At 69.1% G+C, this 19,942-nt stretch carries 13 protein-coding genes and 1 pseudogene; 10 read left to right on the forward strand and 4 right to left on the reverse strand.

Annotated elements, in window-relative coordinates:
- Positions 1-78 precede the first annotated feature (78 nt).
- Both G6N49_RS22165 and G6N49_RS22170 read left to right on the forward strand, forming a co-directional pair.
- Positions 79-4,155, forward strand: coding sequence for a serine/threonine-protein kinase (locus G6N49_RS22165; protein WP_064872346.1), 4,077 nt, complete (start codon positions 79-81; stop codon positions 4,153-4,155).
- A 276-nt stretch (positions 4,156-4,431) separates the two neighbouring features.
- Positions 4,432-6,267, forward strand: coding sequence for an acyl-CoA dehydrogenase (locus G6N49_RS22170; protein ID WP_011854302.1), 1,836 nt, complete (start codon positions 4,432-4,434; stop codon positions 6,265-6,267).
- Positions 6,268-6,686: 419 nt separating this feature from the next.
- Here the strand turns inward: G6N49_RS22170 and G6N49_RS22175 are convergent, their stop codons facing one another.
- Positions 6,687-7,988 carry an acetyl-CoA C-acetyltransferase gene (locus G6N49_RS22175; RefSeq protein WP_064872347.1) on the reverse strand — a complete coding sequence of 434 codons (1,302 nt, stop codon included), beginning with the start codon at positions 7,986-7,988 and terminating at the stop codon, positions 6,687-6,689.
- Positions 7,989-8,098: 110 nt separating this feature from the next.
- On the opposite strand from G6N49_RS22175, the gene G6N49_RS22180 reads away from it, so the two are divergent.
- The 4 genes from G6N49_RS22180 to G6N49_RS22195 all read left to right on the forward strand — a co-directional run bounded on the left by G6N49_RS22180 (position 8,099) and on the right by G6N49_RS22195 (position 11,914).
- On the forward strand, positions 8,099-9,460 hold the full coding sequence (locus G6N49_RS22180; RefSeq protein WP_011854301.1) for a 3-oxoacyl-ACP reductase: 1,362 nt from the start codon (positions 8,099-8,101) through the stop codon (positions 9,458-9,460).
- 1 nt (position 9,461) lies between these two features.
- A complete protein-coding gene (locus G6N49_RS22185) occupies positions 9,462-10,307 on the forward strand; it encodes a MaoC/PaaZ C-terminal domain-containing protein (RefSeq protein WP_011557666.1) in 846 nt (281 codons plus the stop codon).
- 114 nt (positions 10,308-10,421) lie between these two features.
- Positions 10,422-10,820 (forward strand): hypothetical protein, encoded by a 399-nt coding sequence (locus G6N49_RS22190; RefSeq protein ID WP_011557665.1) that lies wholly within the window; start codon positions 10,422-10,424, stop codon positions 10,818-10,820.
- 5 nt (positions 10,821-10,825) lie between these two features.
- Positions 10,826-11,914: a methyltransferase gene (locus tag G6N49_RS22195; RefSeq protein ID WP_083044536.1), complete on the forward strand. Its 1,089-nt coding sequence runs from the start codon at positions 10,826-10,828 to the stop codon at positions 11,912-11,914.
- 3 nt (positions 11,915-11,917) lie between these two features.
- Here G6N49_RS22195 and G6N49_RS22200 read toward each other — a convergent pair whose 3' ends face one another.
- Genes G6N49_RS22200 through G6N49_RS22210 form a run of 3 tightly spaced genes read right to left on the reverse strand, consistent with a single transcriptional unit; the run spans position 11,918 to position 14,288 of the window.
- Positions 11,918-12,574: a TetR/AcrR family transcriptional regulator gene (locus G6N49_RS22200; protein WP_011557663.1), complete on the reverse strand. Its 657-nt coding sequence runs from the start codon at positions 12,572-12,574 to the stop codon at positions 11,918-11,920.
- A gap of 43 nt (positions 12,575-12,617) precedes the next feature.
- Positions 12,618-13,481, reverse strand: coding sequence for a MurR/RpiR family transcriptional regulator (locus tag G6N49_RS22205; RefSeq protein WP_011557662.1), 864 nt, complete (start codon positions 13,479-13,481; stop codon positions 12,618-12,620).
- 12 nt (positions 13,482-13,493) lie between these two features.
- Positions 13,494-14,288: a class II glutamine amidotransferase gene (locus G6N49_RS22210; protein WP_011557661.1), complete on the reverse strand. Its 795-nt coding sequence runs from the start codon at positions 14,286-14,288 to the stop codon at positions 13,494-13,496.
- Positions 14,289-14,403: 115 nt separating this feature from the next.
- Between G6N49_RS22210 and G6N49_RS22215 the strand changes: the two are divergent.
- From G6N49_RS22215 to G6N49_RS22230, 4 genes and pseudogenes are all read left to right on the forward strand, one after another.
- Positions 14,404-15,718, forward strand: a pseudogene (locus tag G6N49_RS22215) (glutamine synthetase family protein).
- 23 nt (positions 15,719-15,741) lie between these two features.
- On the forward strand, positions 15,742-17,250 hold the full coding sequence (locus G6N49_RS22220) for an APC family permease (protein ID WP_011768015.1): 1,509 nt from the start codon (positions 15,742-15,744) through the stop codon (positions 17,248-17,250).
- 70 nt (positions 17,251-17,320) lie between these two features.
- Positions 17,321-18,496, forward strand: a complete 1,176-nt coding sequence (locus tag G6N49_RS22225) for an amidohydrolase family protein (RefSeq protein ID WP_083044535.1) — start codon at positions 17,321-17,323, stop codon at positions 18,494-18,496.
- 7 nt (positions 18,497-18,503) lie between these two features.
- On the forward strand, positions 18,504-19,940 hold the full coding sequence (locus G6N49_RS22230) for an aminotransferase class I/II-fold pyridoxal phosphate-dependent enzyme (protein WP_235679567.1): 1,437 nt from the start codon (positions 18,504-18,506) through the stop codon (positions 19,938-19,940).
- Positions 19,941-19,942 lie beyond the last annotated feature (2 nt).

The raw sequence follows: 19,942 nt of genomic DNA on the forward strand, positions 1-19,942 counted from the left end.
GAAGTAGCTGCGTCGGCTCCTCCCCCGCCCTATCGTGAATTAGCTGCGCGATGGCTGACGGGTTCTTGGGGGCAGACTGTGGACGGCACACCTTTCGGCCGCTACCTCCTGGTCGAACTCGTGGGCCGTGGCGGGATGGGCGAGGTGTGGCGCGCGCACGACACCGCTACCAACCGCACAGTGGCGCTGAAGGTGCTGCCGGCCCACCTCGTGCACGACACCGAGTACCGGGTGCGGTTCCAACGCGAAGCCCGCGCGGCAGCCCGGCTCAGCGATCCGCATATCGTCCCGATCCACGGATTCGGCGAGATCGACGGGCGTCTGTACGTCGACATGCGCCTGATCGAAGGCCGCGATCTCGAACACCTGCTCCGTGAGGGTCCACTCGACCCGGCTCGCGCCGTCATGATCATCGACCAGGTCGCCGCCGCTCTGGAGGCCGCCCATGAGGTCGGGTTGGTCCATCGTGACGTCAAACCCTCGAACATCCTGGTGGGAAAGTTCGATTTCACCTACCTCATCGACTTCGGTATCGCCCGGCCGATCGACGACACGGGCCTCACATCGGTCAACAGAGCCGTGGGCACGTTCCACTACATGGCGCCCGAGCGGTTCCGCGACGGACGCGGCGACCCACGATCGGACACCTACGCATTGGCCTGTGTGCTCTATCAATGTCTGACCGGATCCCGGCCCTTTCACGGCGACAGCCTCGAACAGCAGATCGCCGGCCACCTGATGACTCCCCCGCCCCGGCCGTCGACCGTCCAGCCCGGTGTGCCCGCGAAGTTCGACGCCGTCATCGCCAGAGGGATGGCCAAGAACGCCGCCGAGCGCTACCGGTCTGCGATCGATCTCGCGCACGCCGCTCGGACGGTGATCACCACCACGCTCGCTCCACCCACGGAATCCGCATCGAAACCGGCTTCGCCGCTTGGGTTCCCCGCACTCCCGGACACCGGCGCGCACATCAGGACCGGTTCTTCGATAGACGAGTTGCTCGACCACGCGGTCTCGGCCATCAACCGCGGTGGCGATGTCGTCGACCGGCATGCTCCGGCGTTCGAGGCCGAACCCGCGTACGCCGACGGCGAGGACCTCCTCGTCGCCCCGGGCGAGCCCGGCGAGATCCGTCGCCTGACCATCATGTTCGCCGATCTCGTCGACTCCACAGTCCTCTCGACGGAGGTCGAGCCCGAGACCTACCGCCTCCTCGTCGGGCGGTATCGGGACCAGGTGCTGCGGATCGTCGGGGAATACGAGGGCCACGTCGGGTCCACAAAAGGCGACGGCCTACTCGTCGTCTTCGGCTACCCCATCGCCCACGAGAACGACGTGCGTCGCGCGGTGCAGGCCGGCCTGGAGATCACTCGCGATGTCGCACGGCTGAGCGATCAGGCCCAGCGACGCTTCGGTCTCCGGATCAACGTCCGGGTGGGCGTGCACCGCGGTCTCGTCTACCTCGACACCGCCCAGGACGATGTGTTCGGGCTGGCGGCCAACATGGCCGCGCGTGTCTCCGGCCTCGCCCCTCCCGGTTCGGTGGTGGTGTCGGACTCGGTCGAACCGCTCATCAAGGACGCCTTCGAACTGGAGACGCTGCCCCCGGCGCCGGTGAAGGGCGTCAAAGGGCTCATCAGCCACTCGCGTGTGATCAGCGAACGCGCCGAATCGTCACGCGGGCCGACGGGACCGCTCGTCGGCCGGGAACGGGAGATGGCGCGGCTGCGCAGAGGGTGGGTGCGGGCCCAGGCCCGCACGCTCACCACACCCGGCGTGGTCATCCGGGGTGAAGCCGGGATCGGCAAGAGCCGCCTGGTCACCGGCGTGGTCGAACTGGTCGAGGCCGACGGCGGGGTGGTGCTCGACCTCGCCGGGTCACCGTTCCACGCCGACGTCGGACTGCAGCCCGTGCGCGCGCTCCTCGAACGCCGCTGCGGCATCACCAGGCTGACCGAACCGAGTCGCCGAGTCGAACTGCTTCGCGAAGAGATCATGCTGCGCACTCTCGACCCCGACCCGCTCATCGGGTTGTTGGCGCCCGTGCTGGGCATTGCGCCCGAACACGGTTACGAGCCCGTGCCGTTCGAGGGCCGCAAACTGCAGGAGTCGATCGCCGCCGCGGTGCTGCAGTACCTGTCGGCCTGCCACGGCGGCCGCTCCGGACTGGTGGTCGTCGAGGATGGCCACTGGCTCGACCCGTCGACACTCGAGCTGGTGGGAGATCTCCTGCGCACCGCCGACGGCGGGCTGCTCGTGGTGATCACCGGACGGCACGGCGGCTGGCTGCCCGGCGATTGGCCCGCAAAGGTGCTGGACCTCCAGCCGCTGACCGACGAGCAGGTGGACGCACTGGTACTCGCGCTCGACCCGACAGTCACCGCCGAGGAGTGCGCCGCGGTCCGCGAACGGTGCGACGGTGTCCCGTTCTACATCGAGCAGGTCGTCAGCGGGCTGGGCCAGACCGATCCCGAGGAGAACCGACCATCGGTGCCGGACCCGCTGTACGAGCCGCTGTTCGCACGCCTCCTCACCCGGCCGAACGTCGTTCCGGTGGTCGAGGCGGCCGCCGTCATCGGGCGGCAGGTCGACCGCGGACTGTTGATCGCGGTGTCCGGCCTGTCCGAAGACGACGTCGACGATGTCATCGACGAACTCGAGGACGCCCAGGTGCTCGAACCCCGGGGCGCAGGCGGCTGGCGTTTCCGGCACGAGTTGCTCCGCGAGGTCGCCGCCGAACTCGCACCGCCCAGCGTGCGACGGGAACTGCACGGCAGAGTCGCCGACGCGTTGTTGCGTGGCGCTGTCGGTGACCCCGACTGGCGCCTCGTCGCCTCGCACTACGAGAACGCCGGGCGATACACCGACGCCGCATCGGCGTATCGCGAGGCATCCGCGGCCGCGCGGCTTCGTGGCGCACTCACCGAGGCGCGCAACTACCTCACCCACGCACTGTCGGAGCTCGAGAAGAGCCCGCCCGGTGCAGCCCGCGACCGACTCGAGATCCGGCCGCGGCTCGAGCGTGGATTCCTCGCGGCCGCGATGGAGGGCTACCAGAGCGTCTCGGTCGCCGACGATTTCGAACGTTGCCTCGAGCTGGTCGGAACCGATCTGCGGGACGACGAGGTCTGGTCCACCTTGGTGTCGGTGAGCAGCTATTACCTCTCACGAGCCGACCTGGATCGGGCCGCTCAGATTCTGGGGCTCGTAGAGTCGGCGCCCGACACCGGACGCGAGTGGCTGCGGCCGGCCGTCAACGGCGCCCTGGGGACGATCGCCTTCGTGCGCGGCGAAATGGCAGTCGCGCGTGACTATTTCGGCAAGGCGCTGGTGAGCGTGGCGATCGAAGACCGGCAGCGGATGGGTGAGTTGTGGTACGTCCCCCACGACCCGGTCTCGATGGCCCACGAACACCTGGCGATGGACCGGCTCTGGCACGGCGACCTCGCCGGTGCGGAAGCCGCCATGAGCGCCGCGCGGGAACGCGCGGAGGAGCTGGGGGTGCCGCTCGGTCCGTACAACGTGGTCAACGCGATCGACATGGAGATCTGGCTGCGCGTGGACGCCGGTCAGTTCGACCGTGCCCGAGCACTCGTCGCCGAGATGATCGAGAAGGCCGAGAACTACGGGTTCGACTTCTGGCAGCTGTTCGGCGCGACGGAACAATGCATGGTCGATGCGGAGATCGCGCTGTCGGCCTCTGCTCCGGACAGGGCCACCCTCGAGACGCTGATCGCGGCCTTGACGGAGTTCGTCTCGTTCTGGCGCGCAGTGGGGCTGTACGTGTACCAGACGCATTACGACTGTGTGTTGGCCAAGCTGTTGACCGCCGCCGGCCGCCGTGACGAGGCGCGGGAGCGGATCTCGACGGCACTGGCCATCGCCGTCGAGACCGGGATGCACTTCCACGACGCGGAGCTCCTGCGGGCCCGGGCACGCACACACTCCGAGGAGGTCTCGCGCGCAGCGGATCTGGCGTCTGCGCGGAGGCTGGCCCGTGAGCAGGACGCGCCGCTGTTCGAACTGCGCGCGGCCCTGGACGAATTCGAGTGGCGCGGTGCAGGGGCGCGGGACGTTTTGGATGCGGCGGCGCGACGGCTGCCCGCGGACGGCGCGCTGCCGGAGATCGCCCGGGCCCGAGATCTCCTCGGGTGACGTGGCGCCGCGGTTCCCCACACGGGTGCGCCAGCGCAGCAATTCACCTTGTGACCGGGACGTGATCAGCATCACATTCCGGAGAATCCGCAGCTCAGAGGGGAAATCTGGGTGAGTGGCCTCCCTCGCCCAACCACCCGGTTGATTAGTCGGTGGAAATTGCTCGCCACCGCTTTGCGTTGAAGTTACCGAGCGGTATAGTCGGGCGCAGTTACTGGTGGGTAACTTAGCCCCAAGTACCCAACCGCAGGTGGCATTTCTCATCGAGGAGGCAACGTGAGCCACTACAAGAGCAACGTACGCGACCAGGTGTTCAACCTGTTCGAGGTACTCGGCGTCGACAAGGCCATGGGTCAGGGCGACTTCAGCGAGCTGGACGCCGACACCGCCCGCGAGATGCTCGACGAGATGGCCCGCCTGGCGGAGGGCCCGATCGCCGAGTCCTTCTTCGAGGGCGACCGCAATCCGCCGGTGTTCGATCCGAAGACCCACTCGGTGAAGCTGCCGGAGCCGTTCAAGAAGTCCATGCGCGCCCTGTTCGACGCGGGCTGGGACAAGGCCGGCATGCCCGAGGAACTCGGCGGCATGCCGATGCCCCGCGCGCTGCAGTGGGCCCTGATCGAGCACGTCCTCGGCGCCAACCCCGCCGCGTACATGTACGCCATGGGTGGCGGTATGGCCCACATCCTGCACAACCTCGGCACCGAGGAGCAGAAGAAGTGGGCGGTGCTCGCCGCTGAGCGCGGCTGGGGCGCCACCATGGTGCTGACCGAGCCCGATGCCGGCTCCGACGTCGGCGCCGGCCGCACCAAGGCCGTCAAGCAGGACGACGGCTCCTGGCACATCGACGGCGTCAAGCGGTTCATCACCTCGGCCGATTCCGACGACCTGTTCGAGAACATCTTCCACCTGGTGCTGGCCCGCCCCGAGGGCGCGGGCCCGGGCACCAAGGGTCTGTCGCTGTTCTTCGTGCCGAAGTTCCTCGTGGACTTCGAGACCGGTGAGCTCGGCGAGCGCAACGGCGCCTTCGTCACCAACGTCGAGCACAAGATGGGCCTGAAGGTCTCGGCCACCTGTGAGCTGTCCCTCGGACAGCACGGCGTGCCGGCCAAGGGCTGGCTGGTCGGCGAGGTGCACAACGGCATCGCGCAGATGTTCGACGTCATCGAGCAGGCTCGAATGATGGTCGGCACCAAGGCCATCGCCACCCTGTCGACCGGTTACCTCAACGCGCTCGAGTACGCCAAGAGCCGCGTGCAGGGTGCCGACATGACCCAGATGACGGACAAGACCGCGCCGCGCGTGACCATCACGCACCACCCCGACGTGCGTCGCTCGCTGATGACCCAGAAGTCCTACGCCGAGGGTCTGCGCGCGCTGTACCTCTACACCGCCACCTTCCAGGACACGGCGGTCGCCAAGGCCGTGCACGACGTGGACTCCGAGCTGGCGGTCCGCGTCAACGACCTGATGCTGCCGATCGTCAAGGGTGTGGGCTCCGAGCAGGCGTACGCCAAGCTCACCGAGAGCCTGCAGACCTTCGGCGGCTCGGGCTTCCTGCAGGACTACCCGATCGAGCAGTACATCCGCGACGCCAAGATCGACTCGCTGTACGAGGGCACCACCGCGATCCAGGCGCAGGACTTCTTCTTCCGCAAGATCGTGCGGGACAAGGGCCAGGCGCTGGCGTACGTCGCGGGGCAGATCGAGCAGTTCGTCAAGAGCGAGTCGGGCAACGGCCGCCTCAAGGCCGAGCGTGCACTGCTGGCGACCGCGCTGGAGGACGTGCAGGCGATGGCTGCGTCGCTCACCGGCTACCTGATGGCGGCGCAGGAGAACCCGGCCGAGCTGTACAAGGTCGGCCTCGGGTCGGTGCGCTTCCTGATGAGCGTTGGCGACCTGGTCATCGGTTGGCTGCTGCAGCAGCAGGCCGCCGTGGCCATCGGCGCGCTCGACGGCGGTGCGACCGGTGAGGACAAGGCCTTCTACGAGGGCAAGGTCGCGGTTGCGTCGTTCTTCGCGAAGAACTTCCTGCCGCTGCTGACCAGCACCCGCCAGGTCGTCGAGCACCTCGACAACGAGATCATGGAGCTCGACGAAGCCGCGTTCTGATCCCTTCCACGCAGAAGGCCCTCGCTACGGCGAGGGCCTTTTGTGTGGGCGTGTGTGGGCGGTGAGCAGACACAGAATCGCGTGAAACACGCGCGTGCAACGCGATTTTGCGTCTGCTCGCGGTCAGAAAAATAGGGCGGGTTCGGGAGGACAATGGGGGCGTCTTTCACTGTGTCTCGCGCCGCCGGTTGTTCACCCCTGCACCGGCTATTTGGATCAGTCACTCCCGAACCCGTCGTGCGTCCGATCGTACGCCTCGGGATCCCCTCAGACCAGAGGTGCAAGCGATCGACCGCAAGAAAGTGGCCCCGTGTTGCCGTCGGGTCGGGGGGTCAGACGGCAACACGGAGCTATCAGGTGTATCGACGCGGCATCGGCGGGCGTTACACGGCTCCGCGGAACTTTTCCCGTCGGCCCGCTCAGGCCTCGAGGATGGCCGCCACGCCCTGCCCGCCCGCGGCGCAGATGGAGATGAGCCCGCGCACCGGCTGACCGGTCTGCTTCTTCTTCTCGGCGAGCTGTTTGGCCAACTGCGCGACGATGCGGCCGCCGGTGGCGGCGAAGGGATGCCCGGCCGCCAGCGACGACCCGTTGACGTTGAGCTTCGAGCGGTCGATGGACCCCAGCGCGCTGTCCAGGCCGAGGCGTTCCTTGCAGTACTCCTCGGACTCCCACGCCTGCAGGTGCGCCAACACCACCGACGCGAACGCCTCGTGGATCTCGTAGAAGTCGAAGTCCTGCAGCGTCAGACCGTTGCGGGCGAGCAGCCGCGGCACCGCGTACGTGGGCGCCATCAGCAGACCGTCGCGACCGTTGATGTAGTCGACCGCCGCGGTCTCGCCGTCGACGTAGTAGGCGAGCGGTTCGATCGAGTGCTGCTGGGCCCACTCCTCAGAGGCCAGCAGCGCCACCGAGGCGCCGTCGGTCAGCGGGGTCGAGTTGCCCGCGGTCATGGTGGCGTCGCCGTGGCGGACGCCGAACACCGGCTTGAGCTTGGCCAGTTTCTCGGCCGACGAATCCGCGCGCAGGTTGTTGTCGCGGTACACGCCGAGGAACGGCGTCACCAGATCGTCGAAGAAGCCACGGTCGTAGGCGGCGGCCATGTTGCGGTGGCTGGCCGCGGCCAACTCGTCCTGGTCGACACGTTTGATGCCCATCTCCTTGGCGGTGACGGCGGCGTGTTCACCCATCGACATGCCGGTGCGCGGTTCGCTGTTGACCGGGATCTGGATGCCCACGGCGGCGGGCAGCTTGCCGACGAGTTTGAGGCGGTCGACGTTCGACTTGGCGCGACGCAGCCCCAGCAGGGTTTTGCGCAGGTCGTCACCCAGCGCGATGGGCGCGTCCGATGCGGTGTCCACCCCGCCTGCCGCCGCCGATTCGTAGCGTCCGGCAGCGATACCGTCGGCCGCGGCGATGGCGGCCTGCAGACCGGTGCCGCAGGCCTGCTGGATGTCGAAGGCGGGGGTGTACGACGACAGCGCGCTGCCGAGTACGCATTCCCGCATGAGGTTGAAGTCGCGGCTGTGCTTGAGCACCGCACCGCCGATGACGGCGCCGAGCTTCTCGCCCTGCAGGTGGTACCGGTCGACGAGCCCACCCAGGGCCGCGGTGAACATGTCCTGGTTGGACGCGTTCGCGTAGGCGCCGTCGGAACGGGCGAACGGTATCCGGTTGCCGCCGAGCACGGCGACCCGCCGCATGCTTCTGCTGTCAGCCACGTTTGCCTCCACTGTCGTTCCGGTTATCTAATCCCCGATATTACCCACCGTTCTTACTCAGGAGTAAGTTCAAGGCGGGACCTCCACTCCGCAGACGAAAGGCAGCTGAAGTGGCCTCCGACATCTATACCCAAATTGTTCACTCGGGCCCGGGTTCATTTCTGGCCAAACAACTGGGAATCCCCCAGCCCGAGACGCTGCGCCGCTACAAACCGGGTGAACCGCCGCTGCCCGGCGCGCTGCTGATCGCCGGCGAAGGCCGGGTGGTCGAGCCCCTGCGCACCGCGCTGGCCGACGACTACGACGTCGTCGCCAACAACATCGGCGGCCGGTGGGCGGACAAGTTCGGCGGCCTGGTCTACGACGCGACCGGCATCACCGAACCCGAGGGTCTCAAGGGGCTCTTCGAATTCTTCACCCCGCTGCTGCGCAATGTGACGCCGAACGCGCGCCTGGTCGTCATCGGCAGCGACCCCGACGAGGCCGGCACCCCGCACGAGCAGATCGTGCAGCGGGCGCTCGAGGGCTTCACCCGCTCGCTGGCCAAGGAGTTGCGGCGTGGGGCGACCGCATCGCTGGTGTACCTGTCGCCGGAGGCCAAGACCGCGGCGACCGGTCTCGAGTCGACGATGCGCTTCATCCTCTCCGGCAAGTCCGCCTACGTCGACGGTCAGGTGTACCGGGTCGGTGCGGATGACGCCACGCCGCCCGCCGACTGGGACAAACCGTTGCAAGGCAAGGTGGCCGTGGTGACCGGTGCGGCGCGCGGTATCGGCGCCACCATCGCCGAGGTGTTCGCCCGTGACGGCGCGGCAGTCGTTGCGGTGGACATGAAAGCTCCAGAGGGCGCGGCCGATGAGTTGGCCAAGGTCGCCGAGAAGGTCGGTGGCACCGCGCTGACCCTCGACGTGACCGCTCCCGACGCCGTCGACAAGATCGCCGCGCACGTCCGCGACCATCACGGCGGCAAGCTCGACATCCTGGTCAACAACGCCGGGATCACGCGCGACAAGCTGCTCGCCAACATGGACGAGGGCCGCTGGGACTCGGTGATCGCCGTCAACCTGCTGGCACCGCTGCGGCTCACCGAGGGTCTGGTGGACAGCGGCGTGCTCGGTGAGGGCGGCCGGGTGATCGGCCTGTCCTCGATGGCCGGGATCGCCGGCAACCGCGGGCAGACCAACTACGCGACCACCAAGGCCGGGATGATCGGACTCACCGACGCGCTGGCGGAGAAGCTGCACGACAAGGGCATCACGATCAACGCCGTCGCACCCGGGTTCATCGAGACGAAGATGACCGAGGCGATCCCGTTCGCCACCCGCGAGGTGGGCCGCCGGCTCAACTCGCTCTACCAGGGCGGCCAGCCCGTCGACGTCGCCGAGACCATCGCCTACTTCGCCAACCCGGCGTCGAATGCGGTGACCGGCAACACGATTCGGGTCTGCGGCCAAGCCATGTTGGGAGCCTGACATGGGCGGACAACCCAGCGGAACCCGAAACCTGTTGCGTGCGGCGGCCGGTGCGCTGCCGTTCGTCCCCCGCGGCGAGTCGCTGCCCGAGCGCACGCTCACCGTCGACGAGTTGGCGATCGATCCCGCCAACGTCGCCGCATACGCCGATGTGACGGGGTTGCAGTTCGGCGACACCGTACCGCTGACGTACCCGTTCGCGTTGACCTTCCCGACCGTGATGGCGTTGGTGACCGGATTCGACTTCCCGTTCGCCGCAATGGGTTCGGTGCACATCGAGAACCACATCACCCAGCATCGGCCCATCGCGGTCAGCGATACGGTATCCGCCGCGGTGCACGCCGAGAACCTGCGTGAGCACCGCCGCGGTCTGCTGGTCGACGTGGTGACCGACGTCAAGGTCGGGAACGAACTGGCATGGCATCAGGTGACGACGTTTCTGCACCAACAGCGGACGAGCCTGTCCGATCAGCCCAAGCCGCCGCCGCAGAAGCCGCCGAAACTCGGCCCGCCGAACGCGTTGTTGAACATCACCGCCGGGCAGATCCGCCAGTACGCCTCGGTCGGCGGCGACCACAACCCGATCCACACCAACCCCATTGCGGCCAAACTGTTCGGCTTCCCGACGGTGATCGCCCACGGGATGTTCTCGGCGGCGGCGGTCCTGGCCAACATCGAGGGGCAGCTGCCCGGCGCGGTCGAGTACTCGGTGCGCTTCGCCAAACCGGTCGTCCTGCCCGCCAAGGCGGGACTGTACGTCGAGCGCACCGCCGACGGCGGCTGGGATCTCACCCTGCGGAACAGCAAGGGTGAACCACACCTGACGGGCACCGTCCGCGGGCTGTAGCCCCCTCGAAACTGCTGGGAGATCACGGTCCGCCGAGAATCCGTGATCTCCCGGCAGGCTCGGCGCCGGGCGATTCCCGCCCGTCCCCCGCCGGTGGGGTCTACCATCACAGACATGATCCGGGCCTGCCTGGTTCTCTCGATGGCCGCGGCGCTGACCGTCGCAGGCACCGCCGCCGCGCACGCTCAACCTGTGCCGCCGTGCACCTTCACCCTGTCGGCTCCGTCGGTGGTGCAGAACGCCGATGGCGCCGTTGTCGCCGCCACGGTGACACCGCTCGAGTGCGGGTGGGGCGCCGAACCCAACTACAGCGTGGCGTGCCTACAGCTCAGCGGCAATTCCGGACCGACCACATGCACGCAGTCGCGCGGCCGGGACGCGGCCCGGATCCTCTACGCGCCCCACATCCCCGGCGCCGGCTACACCGCGACCGGGAGAGGTTGCGGGAGGTGGGTCGGGCAACCGCCTGCGCACCTGTGTCAACATCTCGGTCCACAGAACGCGACCCTCTGACCGCCGTGGCCACCCCCAAGGTGCCGCCGGTGCGCCTCGCCCGCGCCGTCGAACGGTTACGACACGTCCTCGACCGCGCGCACCAGCGCAGCGCACCCCCATCCGCTGTGATGTTGGAGAAGATCCTCGGCGCGTGGATCTCCCAGGGCATCACCGTGGCCGCCGACCTGCGGGTGGCCGATGCGCTCGCCGACGGACCGCTACCCATCGGCGAGCTGGCCCGGCGCGTCGGCGCGAATCCGGACGCGCTGGGCCGGCTGATGCGGGCCTTGATCGGCGAGGGCGTCTTCACCCAGCGCCGCGACGGCCGCTACGCGTTGAACGCGCTCGGCCGCACACTGTGCACCGACGCGACGATGTCGGTCGCGGGGATGGCCCGCATGATCGGACACCCCGCGCATCGAGAGCACTGGAGCCAGTTGCTCGACGCGATCCGCACGGGCGAGGCGACCGTGCCGAAGCTGCGCGGCATGCCGGGGTTCGAGTACCTCAGCGAGAACCGGGAGCTCGGCGAGATCTTCAACGATGCGATGACGAACCTGTCCGAGACCGCGGTGGTGCCGTTGACCGCCGCCTACGACTTCCGCGGATTCGGCACGATCGTCGACGTCGGCGGCGGCCACGGCCGGTTCCTCTCGGCGATCCTGGCGGCGACCCCGTCCGCGCGCGGCGTGCTCTACGACCTGCCCCAGGTCGTCGAGGGCGCCACCGAACTGCTCGGCAGCCACGGCGTGGCCAATCGGGTCGAGATCGTCGGCGGCTCGTTCTTCGACAGCATTCCCGCCGGCGCCGACGCCTACGTCGCCAAGAACGTGATCCACGACTGGCCCGACGCCGACGCCCTCACCATCCTGCGCAACATCCGGTCCGCCGCGGGCACCGGCGCCACCCTGCTGCTGGCGGAGTTCGTGATCCCCGACCACCACCGCGCGTTCATCGGCAACTGGACGGACATGGAGATGCTGATGGCCACCGCCGCCCGGGAACGCACCGAGGCGGAGTACCGAAAGCTGTATCAGCAGGCCGGTTTCCGGCTGACCCGGGTGGTGCCCACGGTCGCCCCGATCAGCCTGATCGAAGGTAAGGCGGTCTGACGCCTAGTTCGACGCGACGGCGGCGCCCTTGGACATCCCCGAGTCGCTGCGCTCCTGGCCGGCGGCGTCGGACGGGGTGCCCTTCAGACCGCGCCAGAACAGGTTGATCATCAGCTCGGCGGCCTCGTCGACATCGGCGTCGCCGGTGCTGACGCGGGTGGCGATCGCCTCACCCGCGCCGACGAGCGCCACGGCCATCATCTCGAAGTCGGTGTCCGGTTCGGGGTGCCGGGTGCCCTCGCGCAAAAGCCGGCTGACCAGTTCGATGATCCGCTCACGACCTTCGCGCACGGTGTGGGCGAAGGCCTGCGAACTGGTCGCCTGGGTGTAGAGCACCATCCACGAGGCGCGGTTTGTGTCGATGTAGGTCAGGAACGACAGCACCGCGTTGCGCAGCAGGTCACGCGCACCCTGGCTGAAGTCGATCTTGCTGCGCACCTCGTCGACGAACCGGCCGAGCTCACGGTCCAGACACGCACCGAACAGGTCCTCTTTGGAGCCGTAGTACAGGTAGAGCATCGGCTTGGAGATCTGCGCCTCGGCGGCGATCGCGTCCATCGAGGTCTCGTGATAGCCGTTCACCGAGAACATCTGCACGGCCGCGTCGAGCATCTGCTGCTCACGCACCGCGCGTGGCAAACGCTTGGTTCCTCCGGCCATCAGACAAGGGTAAACGGTCGCGCCGAAGGGCTCAGGACGGCGCTCATGGCAGCAGTTCGCCGCGGCGCTGCTCCTCCCACAGCGCCATGCGGGTGCGCGCGGGTTCGCCGATCGCCTCCATCACCAGCGGGAGGAGCAGTTCGGTGAGCAGAAACCCCGCCGCCATGCTCTGATACACCGTCCCCACGGTGCTCGACGCGGCCAGCACGACTTCGGCGTCGGGGGCCACCGGACAGGCGAGGTCGTCGGTGATCAGCACGACCGCGGCCCCGGCCCGGTGGAAACGCGCCGCCACGTCCACGGCGCTGGCCTGGTAGCGGTGGTAGTCGAACAGGACCAGCACGTCGCGCCGGGTGAGTTCCATCATCGCCCCGAGGTCGCGGCCCGACGGGTCGGCGAGCAGTCGCACCCCCGGGCGCAGCTGTTCGAGGTGCGCACCCAGGTGGTGGGCCAGCAGCACCGAGAACCGGCCGCCGTGCAGGAAGAGCGGCCGCGTCTGGTCGGCCAGCAGGGCCACCGCCGCCTCCAGTGACGAACCCGGCAGGTGGGCGAGCGTTTCCAACGCGCGGTCGTTCTGCGCGCGGGCCTGATTGAGCAGCCGGTCGAGCGGGCTGCCCGCGGCGGGCGCGTCCGGCAGCCGGGTGATCGGTCCGCTCGACATCGCCGAGATCTCGGCCCGCAGCGAGACCTGCAGGTCGGCGAACCCTTCGAAGCCCAGCGAATGCGCGAACCTCAGTACGGTCGGAGGGCTGACATCGGCCCGTTCGGCGAGCCGCGCGGCACTGGCCAGCCCGGCGCTCGGATAGTCGGCCAGCAACGCCCGACCCACCCGCCGTTCGGCGCGCGACAACGCCGGCAGCGCGGCGGCGGCCAACGCGGCCACGGTCTCACCGGTGGGAGATGGCATGGTGTCAATCTGTCACGGACCGAGCGGGTGCAGGGTCATCGACCGATCGTCGATCGACACCGCCGTGACGCACTCGGGGGGCAGTGGCTGCCAGTCGAGGTCGCCGAAGCCCGTCGACCCGATGACCAGGGTGCCGTCGTCGGGCCTCGCCCAGCGCAACGCGAAGTAGTCCTCGAGATGTTCGGTCGGCAGGTCGGCCGCGGTGATCTCCTCGATGTCCTCGGCGGGCAGGCGGCTGCGGGCGTGCGCGTGCACAGCGACCAGTTGGCCCTCACCGAGCAGCAGCGCGTTGAGGCTGGCCTCCGGATAGCGGTCGCGTAGCTCGGACACGGCGCGGCGCACCGCCTCCGCGAGCGTCGGTGCGGTCCGGCGGTGCTGACGGATCAGGGCGAAGTAGCGCTCACTGTCGGTGGTGCCCCGCAGCGTCGCGGCGATGCCGGGTTCGAGCAGGGCGTCCAGCGGCGCCATCGGTTTGATGGACCCGTTGTGCGCCATCGCGATTCCGTCCGCGAGGAACGGGTGGGAGTTCTCGGGGCGCACCGCGAGGCCGTTGGTGGCCCAGCGCAGGTGGACCATGCTCGCCACCGCGCGGCGCTCGGCGGTGGCCGCGTCGAATGCCGGGTCGTCGAGTGCGCTGCCTGCCGAGACCTCGACGCGCGGGGACCGACCGGCCTCTTCGACGGCGGCGACGCCCCATCCGTCGCCGTGGATCTTGGTCAGCGCGACGAAATCCTTCAGCGTCGGCGCACCGACCGCGTCCGAAACCGACACCGGAACGGCAGACACCACACCCAGCAGCCGACACATACCGGCATCCTCCCAACAGCGGATTTAACGAATCAATCGCGGTGGACTGATTTTAAAGAACTTGAAACATTCATGACATAGGGTTCCCGAAGACTCGACCGCCGAGGAGGATTCGATGCCGCAGCAGGACGAGGAGCTACGGGCGCAGGGCGTGGCGCTGATCGCCGGGTCGGTGACCGATCTGGCCGGCGTCACGCGCGCGAAGTACGTCCCCGTCCGGCGGCTCCGCGCCTTCGAAACAGTCGGGGATGGGCGTATCCCCCTCGTGGAGCGTGTTCTGCGTTGACAGCGGCATCGCGTTCACCCCCGACATCGGGGTCGCCGGAGACCTGCGGATCCGTATCGACGGCGAGCACCTGCGCATCATCGAGGACGGGATCGCCTGGGCCCCGGGCGATCTGCACGACCAGTACGGCCGTCCCGCCCCGTTGTGCCCGCGCTCGCTGCTGGCCCGCGTCGAGCAGCGGGCCGCCGAACGCGGTCTGGAGGTCCGCGTCGGCGGTGAGCTCGAGTGCACGATGCTGGCCGCCGACAGTGGGCCTGCGTCGGCCGAGCCGTGGTCACCGTACGGAATCCGCACCTCGCTCGACCGTTCGGCGTTCCTCGTCGACCTCATCGGCGCGGCCGAACGCGCCGGTCTCGCCGTCGAACAGCTGCACACCGAATACGGGCACGACCAGCTCGAGATGTCCCTGGCACCCGCCGGCCCGGTCGAGACCGCCGATGCGATCGTCCTGGCGCGCATCGTGATCGGCCGCGCCGCCGCCCGCCACGGGATGAAGATCTCGTTCTCGCCGGTGCCCTTCGCCGACGCCGCAGGCAACGGCGCCCACCTCCACCTCTCGCTCACCGACAGCGCCGGTCCGCTGCTGTCCGGCGGCGACGGCCCCTACGGGATCCGGCCCGAAGGCGGTGCGGCCATCGCCGGTGTCCTCGACACCCTGCCGGACCTCCTCGGCGTCTACGCCGGTTCCGCACTGTCGGCGCTGCGGCTCAAACCGGGAAACTGGGCGGGCGCATCGGCGTGCTGGGGCCTGGAGAACCGGGAGGCCGCGGTCCGTTTCATCGCCGCCACGCCCGGAAACCCGCACGGCGCCAACGCCGAACTGAAACTCGTCGACCCGAGCGCCAACCCGTACCTGGCCGCCGCCGCGTTCCTCGGCAGCGCGCTGCGCGGAATCGACCGCCGGCTCCCGCTGCCACCGGAGGTGCCCGAGGATCCGCGACGGTCGGGCGCCACCCCGCCCGCGCTGCCGATCGGACAGCAGGCGGCGCTCGAGGCGCTCGAGAACTCCGCCACCGCCGCCGAACTGCTCACCACCCCGATCATCGAGGCGCTGATCGCCGTCCGGCGCCACGAGCTGACCACCTACGGCGACCGTCCGCCCGCCGAGACCACCCAGGCGCTGCGCCTCGCCTGGAGCTGTTGACCACCGCCGAGAGGAAACCCCCGATGACCCAGACGCCGCCCGAGACCAACTTGGCACCCGAAACCGACCAGCTGCCGCACCGCCGCCTGCCGTTCTGGGTGGCACTGGCCATGTCGGTGGCGCTCGTCGGTCCGACGCTGGCCATGTCCGGTAACGGACAGGGCCTCATCGGCACCGTGGGCAAGGCCATCCCGCTGGTCTTCCTGATCGGTCTGATCGGCGTCTCCCTGGTCGGGTACAGCTTCGTGCGGCTGACCCGCCACCTCAACCACGCCGGGTCGGCATACGGTCTGGTTGGCGGCACCATCGGACCGCGCGCGGGCTTCTTCTCCGGCTTCGCGATGCTCGGTGCCTACGTCGGCTTCTCGATCGGCACACTGGCGCTGACCGCCGCGTTCACCAACGCGTTCATCGCGCAACTGCAACCCGACGCCGAAGACCCCTACCAGGTGCCGTGGCTGCTGGTGGTGCTGGTGGGTGCGGGGATCTCGTTCCTGTTGGCGGGCCGCGACATCCGGCTGCTGGCGAAGATCCTGCTCGGCATCGAAGGCATCGGCATCCTCGCCATGGTGATACTGGTCGCCGTCATCTTCGCCAAGGGCGGGGCGCCGACGACGGGCGTCGACTTCAGCGTGTTCACCTTCGACGGGGTCTCCGCGTCCGCGGTGCTCAGCGGCGTGGTGGCCGCCTTCCTGTCCTGGGCCGGTTTCGAGGCCTGCGCCTCGATGGGCGAGGAGACCGACGATCCCCGCCGCAACATCCCCCGCGCCCTCGGCGGCACCCTGCTGCTCACCGGTGTGCTGTTCGTCGTCGTGATGTTCGCCCAGGTCATCGGGTTCGGCACCGACGAGGCCGGCCTGGCCGCCTTCCAGGGCTCCGGGAACACGCTGGGCGACTTGGGCAGCACCTATGTCGGACAGTGGTTCTCGCTGTTGATCATCTTCACCGCGACGGTCGCGGCGTTCGGCTGCCACCTGGCCACCTCGGCCACCTCCGGTCGCATGCTCTACGCGTTCGGCCGCGACGGGTTCGGTCCGAAAGCGTTGGCGCACATCCACGCCGAGACCGGTGGCCCGCGGCGGGCCACCTGGCTGGTCGTCGGCGTGGCACTGGTCGTCGACCTGATCTGCGGTGCGCTCGACTGGCCCGACATGGGCACCGGCAACGACGCGATCGACACCTACTTCCTGTTCGCCGTCGCGGGTTCGGTGTGCCTGATGGTGTGCTACCTGCTGGTCGAGATCGCCGCGGCCTGGTTCGTCGGCGCACCGAAGTTCGTCGGTGTGCACGGCGGGACGGGCAAGGTGCTCGGTCTGCTGCTGCCACTGCTCGGCGCGGTGGTGATCGCGGTGGTGTTGTGGTTCAACGTCAAGGACGCCGAGACGTGGTCGGCCGCACCGCTTCTCGGATTGTACTGGTGCGCAATCGGTTTGATCATCGCGCTGGCAGCGTCCGGAATCGCCAAACGGGTCGGTGAGTCGCTGAGCCGTGAGCTCGAGCTCAGCCCGCCGGACGGCCGACCGGTCAGCTGAGGGCCGCCGGTGGGCTACGTTGGCGGCGACGGGGCCGCAGGGAAGGTCGACGACGAGGAGGTCGCGAAGTATGCCGGTTGGTGATCGCACCGATGTGTTCGCGGGGGTGGCCGCGGACGTCCCGGACGCGCTGGCCGAGCACCTGCGCGCCGTCGACCTCGTCGACCACCACGTCCACGGCACCTTCAACGAGGCCGTCGACCGGGCGGGGTTCGAGGCCGCGATCAACGAGGGTTCCACCGACCCGGTGCCGTCGTTCATGACCCAGTTCGACTCACCGCTCGGTCTGGCCATCCGGCGGTGGTGCGCACCGGTACTCGACCTGGAGCCGCTCGCCGGCGCGGACGAATACTGGTCGCGCCGCGCCGAATTCGGACCCGACGAGCTGTCCGAGCGCTTCCTGCGCGCGGCCGGGGTGTCGCGCTGGGTGGTCGACACCGGCTTCAAGGGCGATCTGATCACCACGCCCGGCCAGATGACCGCGCTCAGCGGCGTCCCCTCCTCGGAGATCCTGCGGCTGGAACGGTTGACCGAGGATCTCCTCGAGGCAGGCACCTCGCCGCGCGACTATCCGGAGGCGTTCCGCAGTGCACTCGACGAGGCCGTGGCGGACCAGGGCACCGTCGGCGTGAAAACCATTGCGGCATACCGTGTCGGCTTCGACGTCGACTGGTCGCGGCCCTCCGAGGCGACCGCCGTCGACTCCGCGGAGCGGCTCGTCGCACGGGGTGCACCGCTGCGCGTCGACGACCCCGCGCTGATCGCCTTCGGCGTGCACGAGGCCGCCGAGCGCGGACTGCCCATCCAGGTGCACGTCGGCTTCGGCGACCGCGACCTGGACCTGCACCGCACCGATCCGCTCTTGCTGCTGCCGCTGCTGCGCGCGATGACCCCCGTACCGGTGCTGCTGCTGCACTGTTATCCCTTCCAGCGGCAGGCCGGCTACCTCGCCCAGGCCTTCGACCACGTGAACTTCGATGTGGGACTGGCGATCAACTACCTGGGCCCGCGGTCGACGTCAGTGGTCGCCGAGGCCCTGGACACCGCCCCGTTCGCCAAACAGCTCTACTCCTCGGATGCGTTCGGCCCGCCGGAACTGCACCTGCTCGGCTCGATCCTGTGGCGGCGCGCCATGGGCCTGGTGCTCGGCGACTGGGTCCGCGCCGGCGACTGCACCGAGGCCGACGCGATCCGCATCGTCGACATGATCGGTGTGCACAACGCCGAACGCGTCTATGGACTCTGACCGGCACATGCGCGCACCGCTGTTCGAGGCGCTGCGCCGGTTCGTCGAACGCGATCAGGCGCCGTTCTACAGTCCCGGCCACAAGGGCGGCCGCACGCTGGACCCGTGGTTCCGCGAACACATCGCCGCCGTCGACCTCAACAATCTCGCGGACCTCGACACGCTGCACTGCCCCAGCGGGCCGATCCTCGAAGCCGAAGAACTGATCGCCGATGCGTGGGGCGCCAAGGCGAGCTTCATCCTCGTGCAGGGGTCGACCGGCGGCAACATCGCGGTCGCGTTGTCGGCGCTGCGACCCGGCGATCCGGTGCTGGTGCAGCGCAACGCCCACAAGTCGGTGCTGGCCGGGCTGGTCCAGTCCGGTGCCCGGCCGATCTGGCTGACGCCGCAGTGGGATGCGGATTTCGGTGTCGCGCACGGCCTTCCGGCCGACCGCGTCGAGGCGGCTCTGACCGCCGAGGCCGCGGCCGCGCTGTGGATACTGCACCCCACCTACTTCGGGACGACCGCCGACATCGCCGCGCTCACCGCGGTGTGCCGCCGCCACGGCATCCCGCTGCTCGCCGACGGCGCCCACTCCCCGCACTTCGCCTTCCACCCCGACCTGCCGGCCGCCGCCGAGACCGCAGGGGCGGCGGCGACCGTGCAGTCGGTGCACAAGATCCTCTCCGGGCTCAGCCAGGCCGCGGTGCTGCACGTCGACACCGATCAGCTGGACGTGCCGACGGTGCGCCGCGCGCTGCAGCTGGTCCAGACCACCAGCCCGCACTTCGCGATCATGGCGTCGATCGACCTGGCCCGCCGCCAGATGGTGGAGGACGGCCGCCGCCTCCTCGACGAGACGCTGCGGCGCGCCCGCGACACCGCTGCGCGGCTGGCCCAGATCCCGGGACTACGCGTGCTGAGCGACCACGACCTCACCGGTCCGGGGTCCGGACTCCACCAGCGCGACGAGACCAAACTGCTGATCGGGACGCACGGACTGGCCGCCGACGCATCCGACATCCTGGCGCGGCTGACCCGGGAACACGGCGTGCAGCCCGAACTCGCCGGCGCCGGCCACATCCTGTGCATCACCACGATCGGCAACACCGACGCCGACATGGACCGGCTGGTCGACGGCCTGACCGATGTCGCCCTGGCGGTGGGCCGGCGCGACGGCGGGTGCCCGCCCGATGTGGGCGGTGCGCTCGACCTGGCCCCGGAGATCGTGCTGACCCCGCGCGAGGCCTTCTTCGCCGACGTGGACACGGTTTCCCTGCGCGCGGCGGTCGGCCGCATCGCCGCCGAACCGATCACGCCCTACCCGCCGGGCATTCCGCTGGTGATGCCCGGCGAACGCCTAAGCGCCGAGGTCGTCGACGTACTCGACGGCCTGCGCGGTGCGGGCAACCCGATCAGCGCGGCGGACCCCACCCTCGAGCGGGTGACCGTCGTCCGGTGAGG

This window comes from Mycolicibacterium monacense, from assembly GCF_010731575.1.
GTDB lineage: Bacteria > Actinomycetota > Actinomycetes > Mycobacteriales > Mycobacteriaceae > Mycobacterium > Mycobacterium monacense.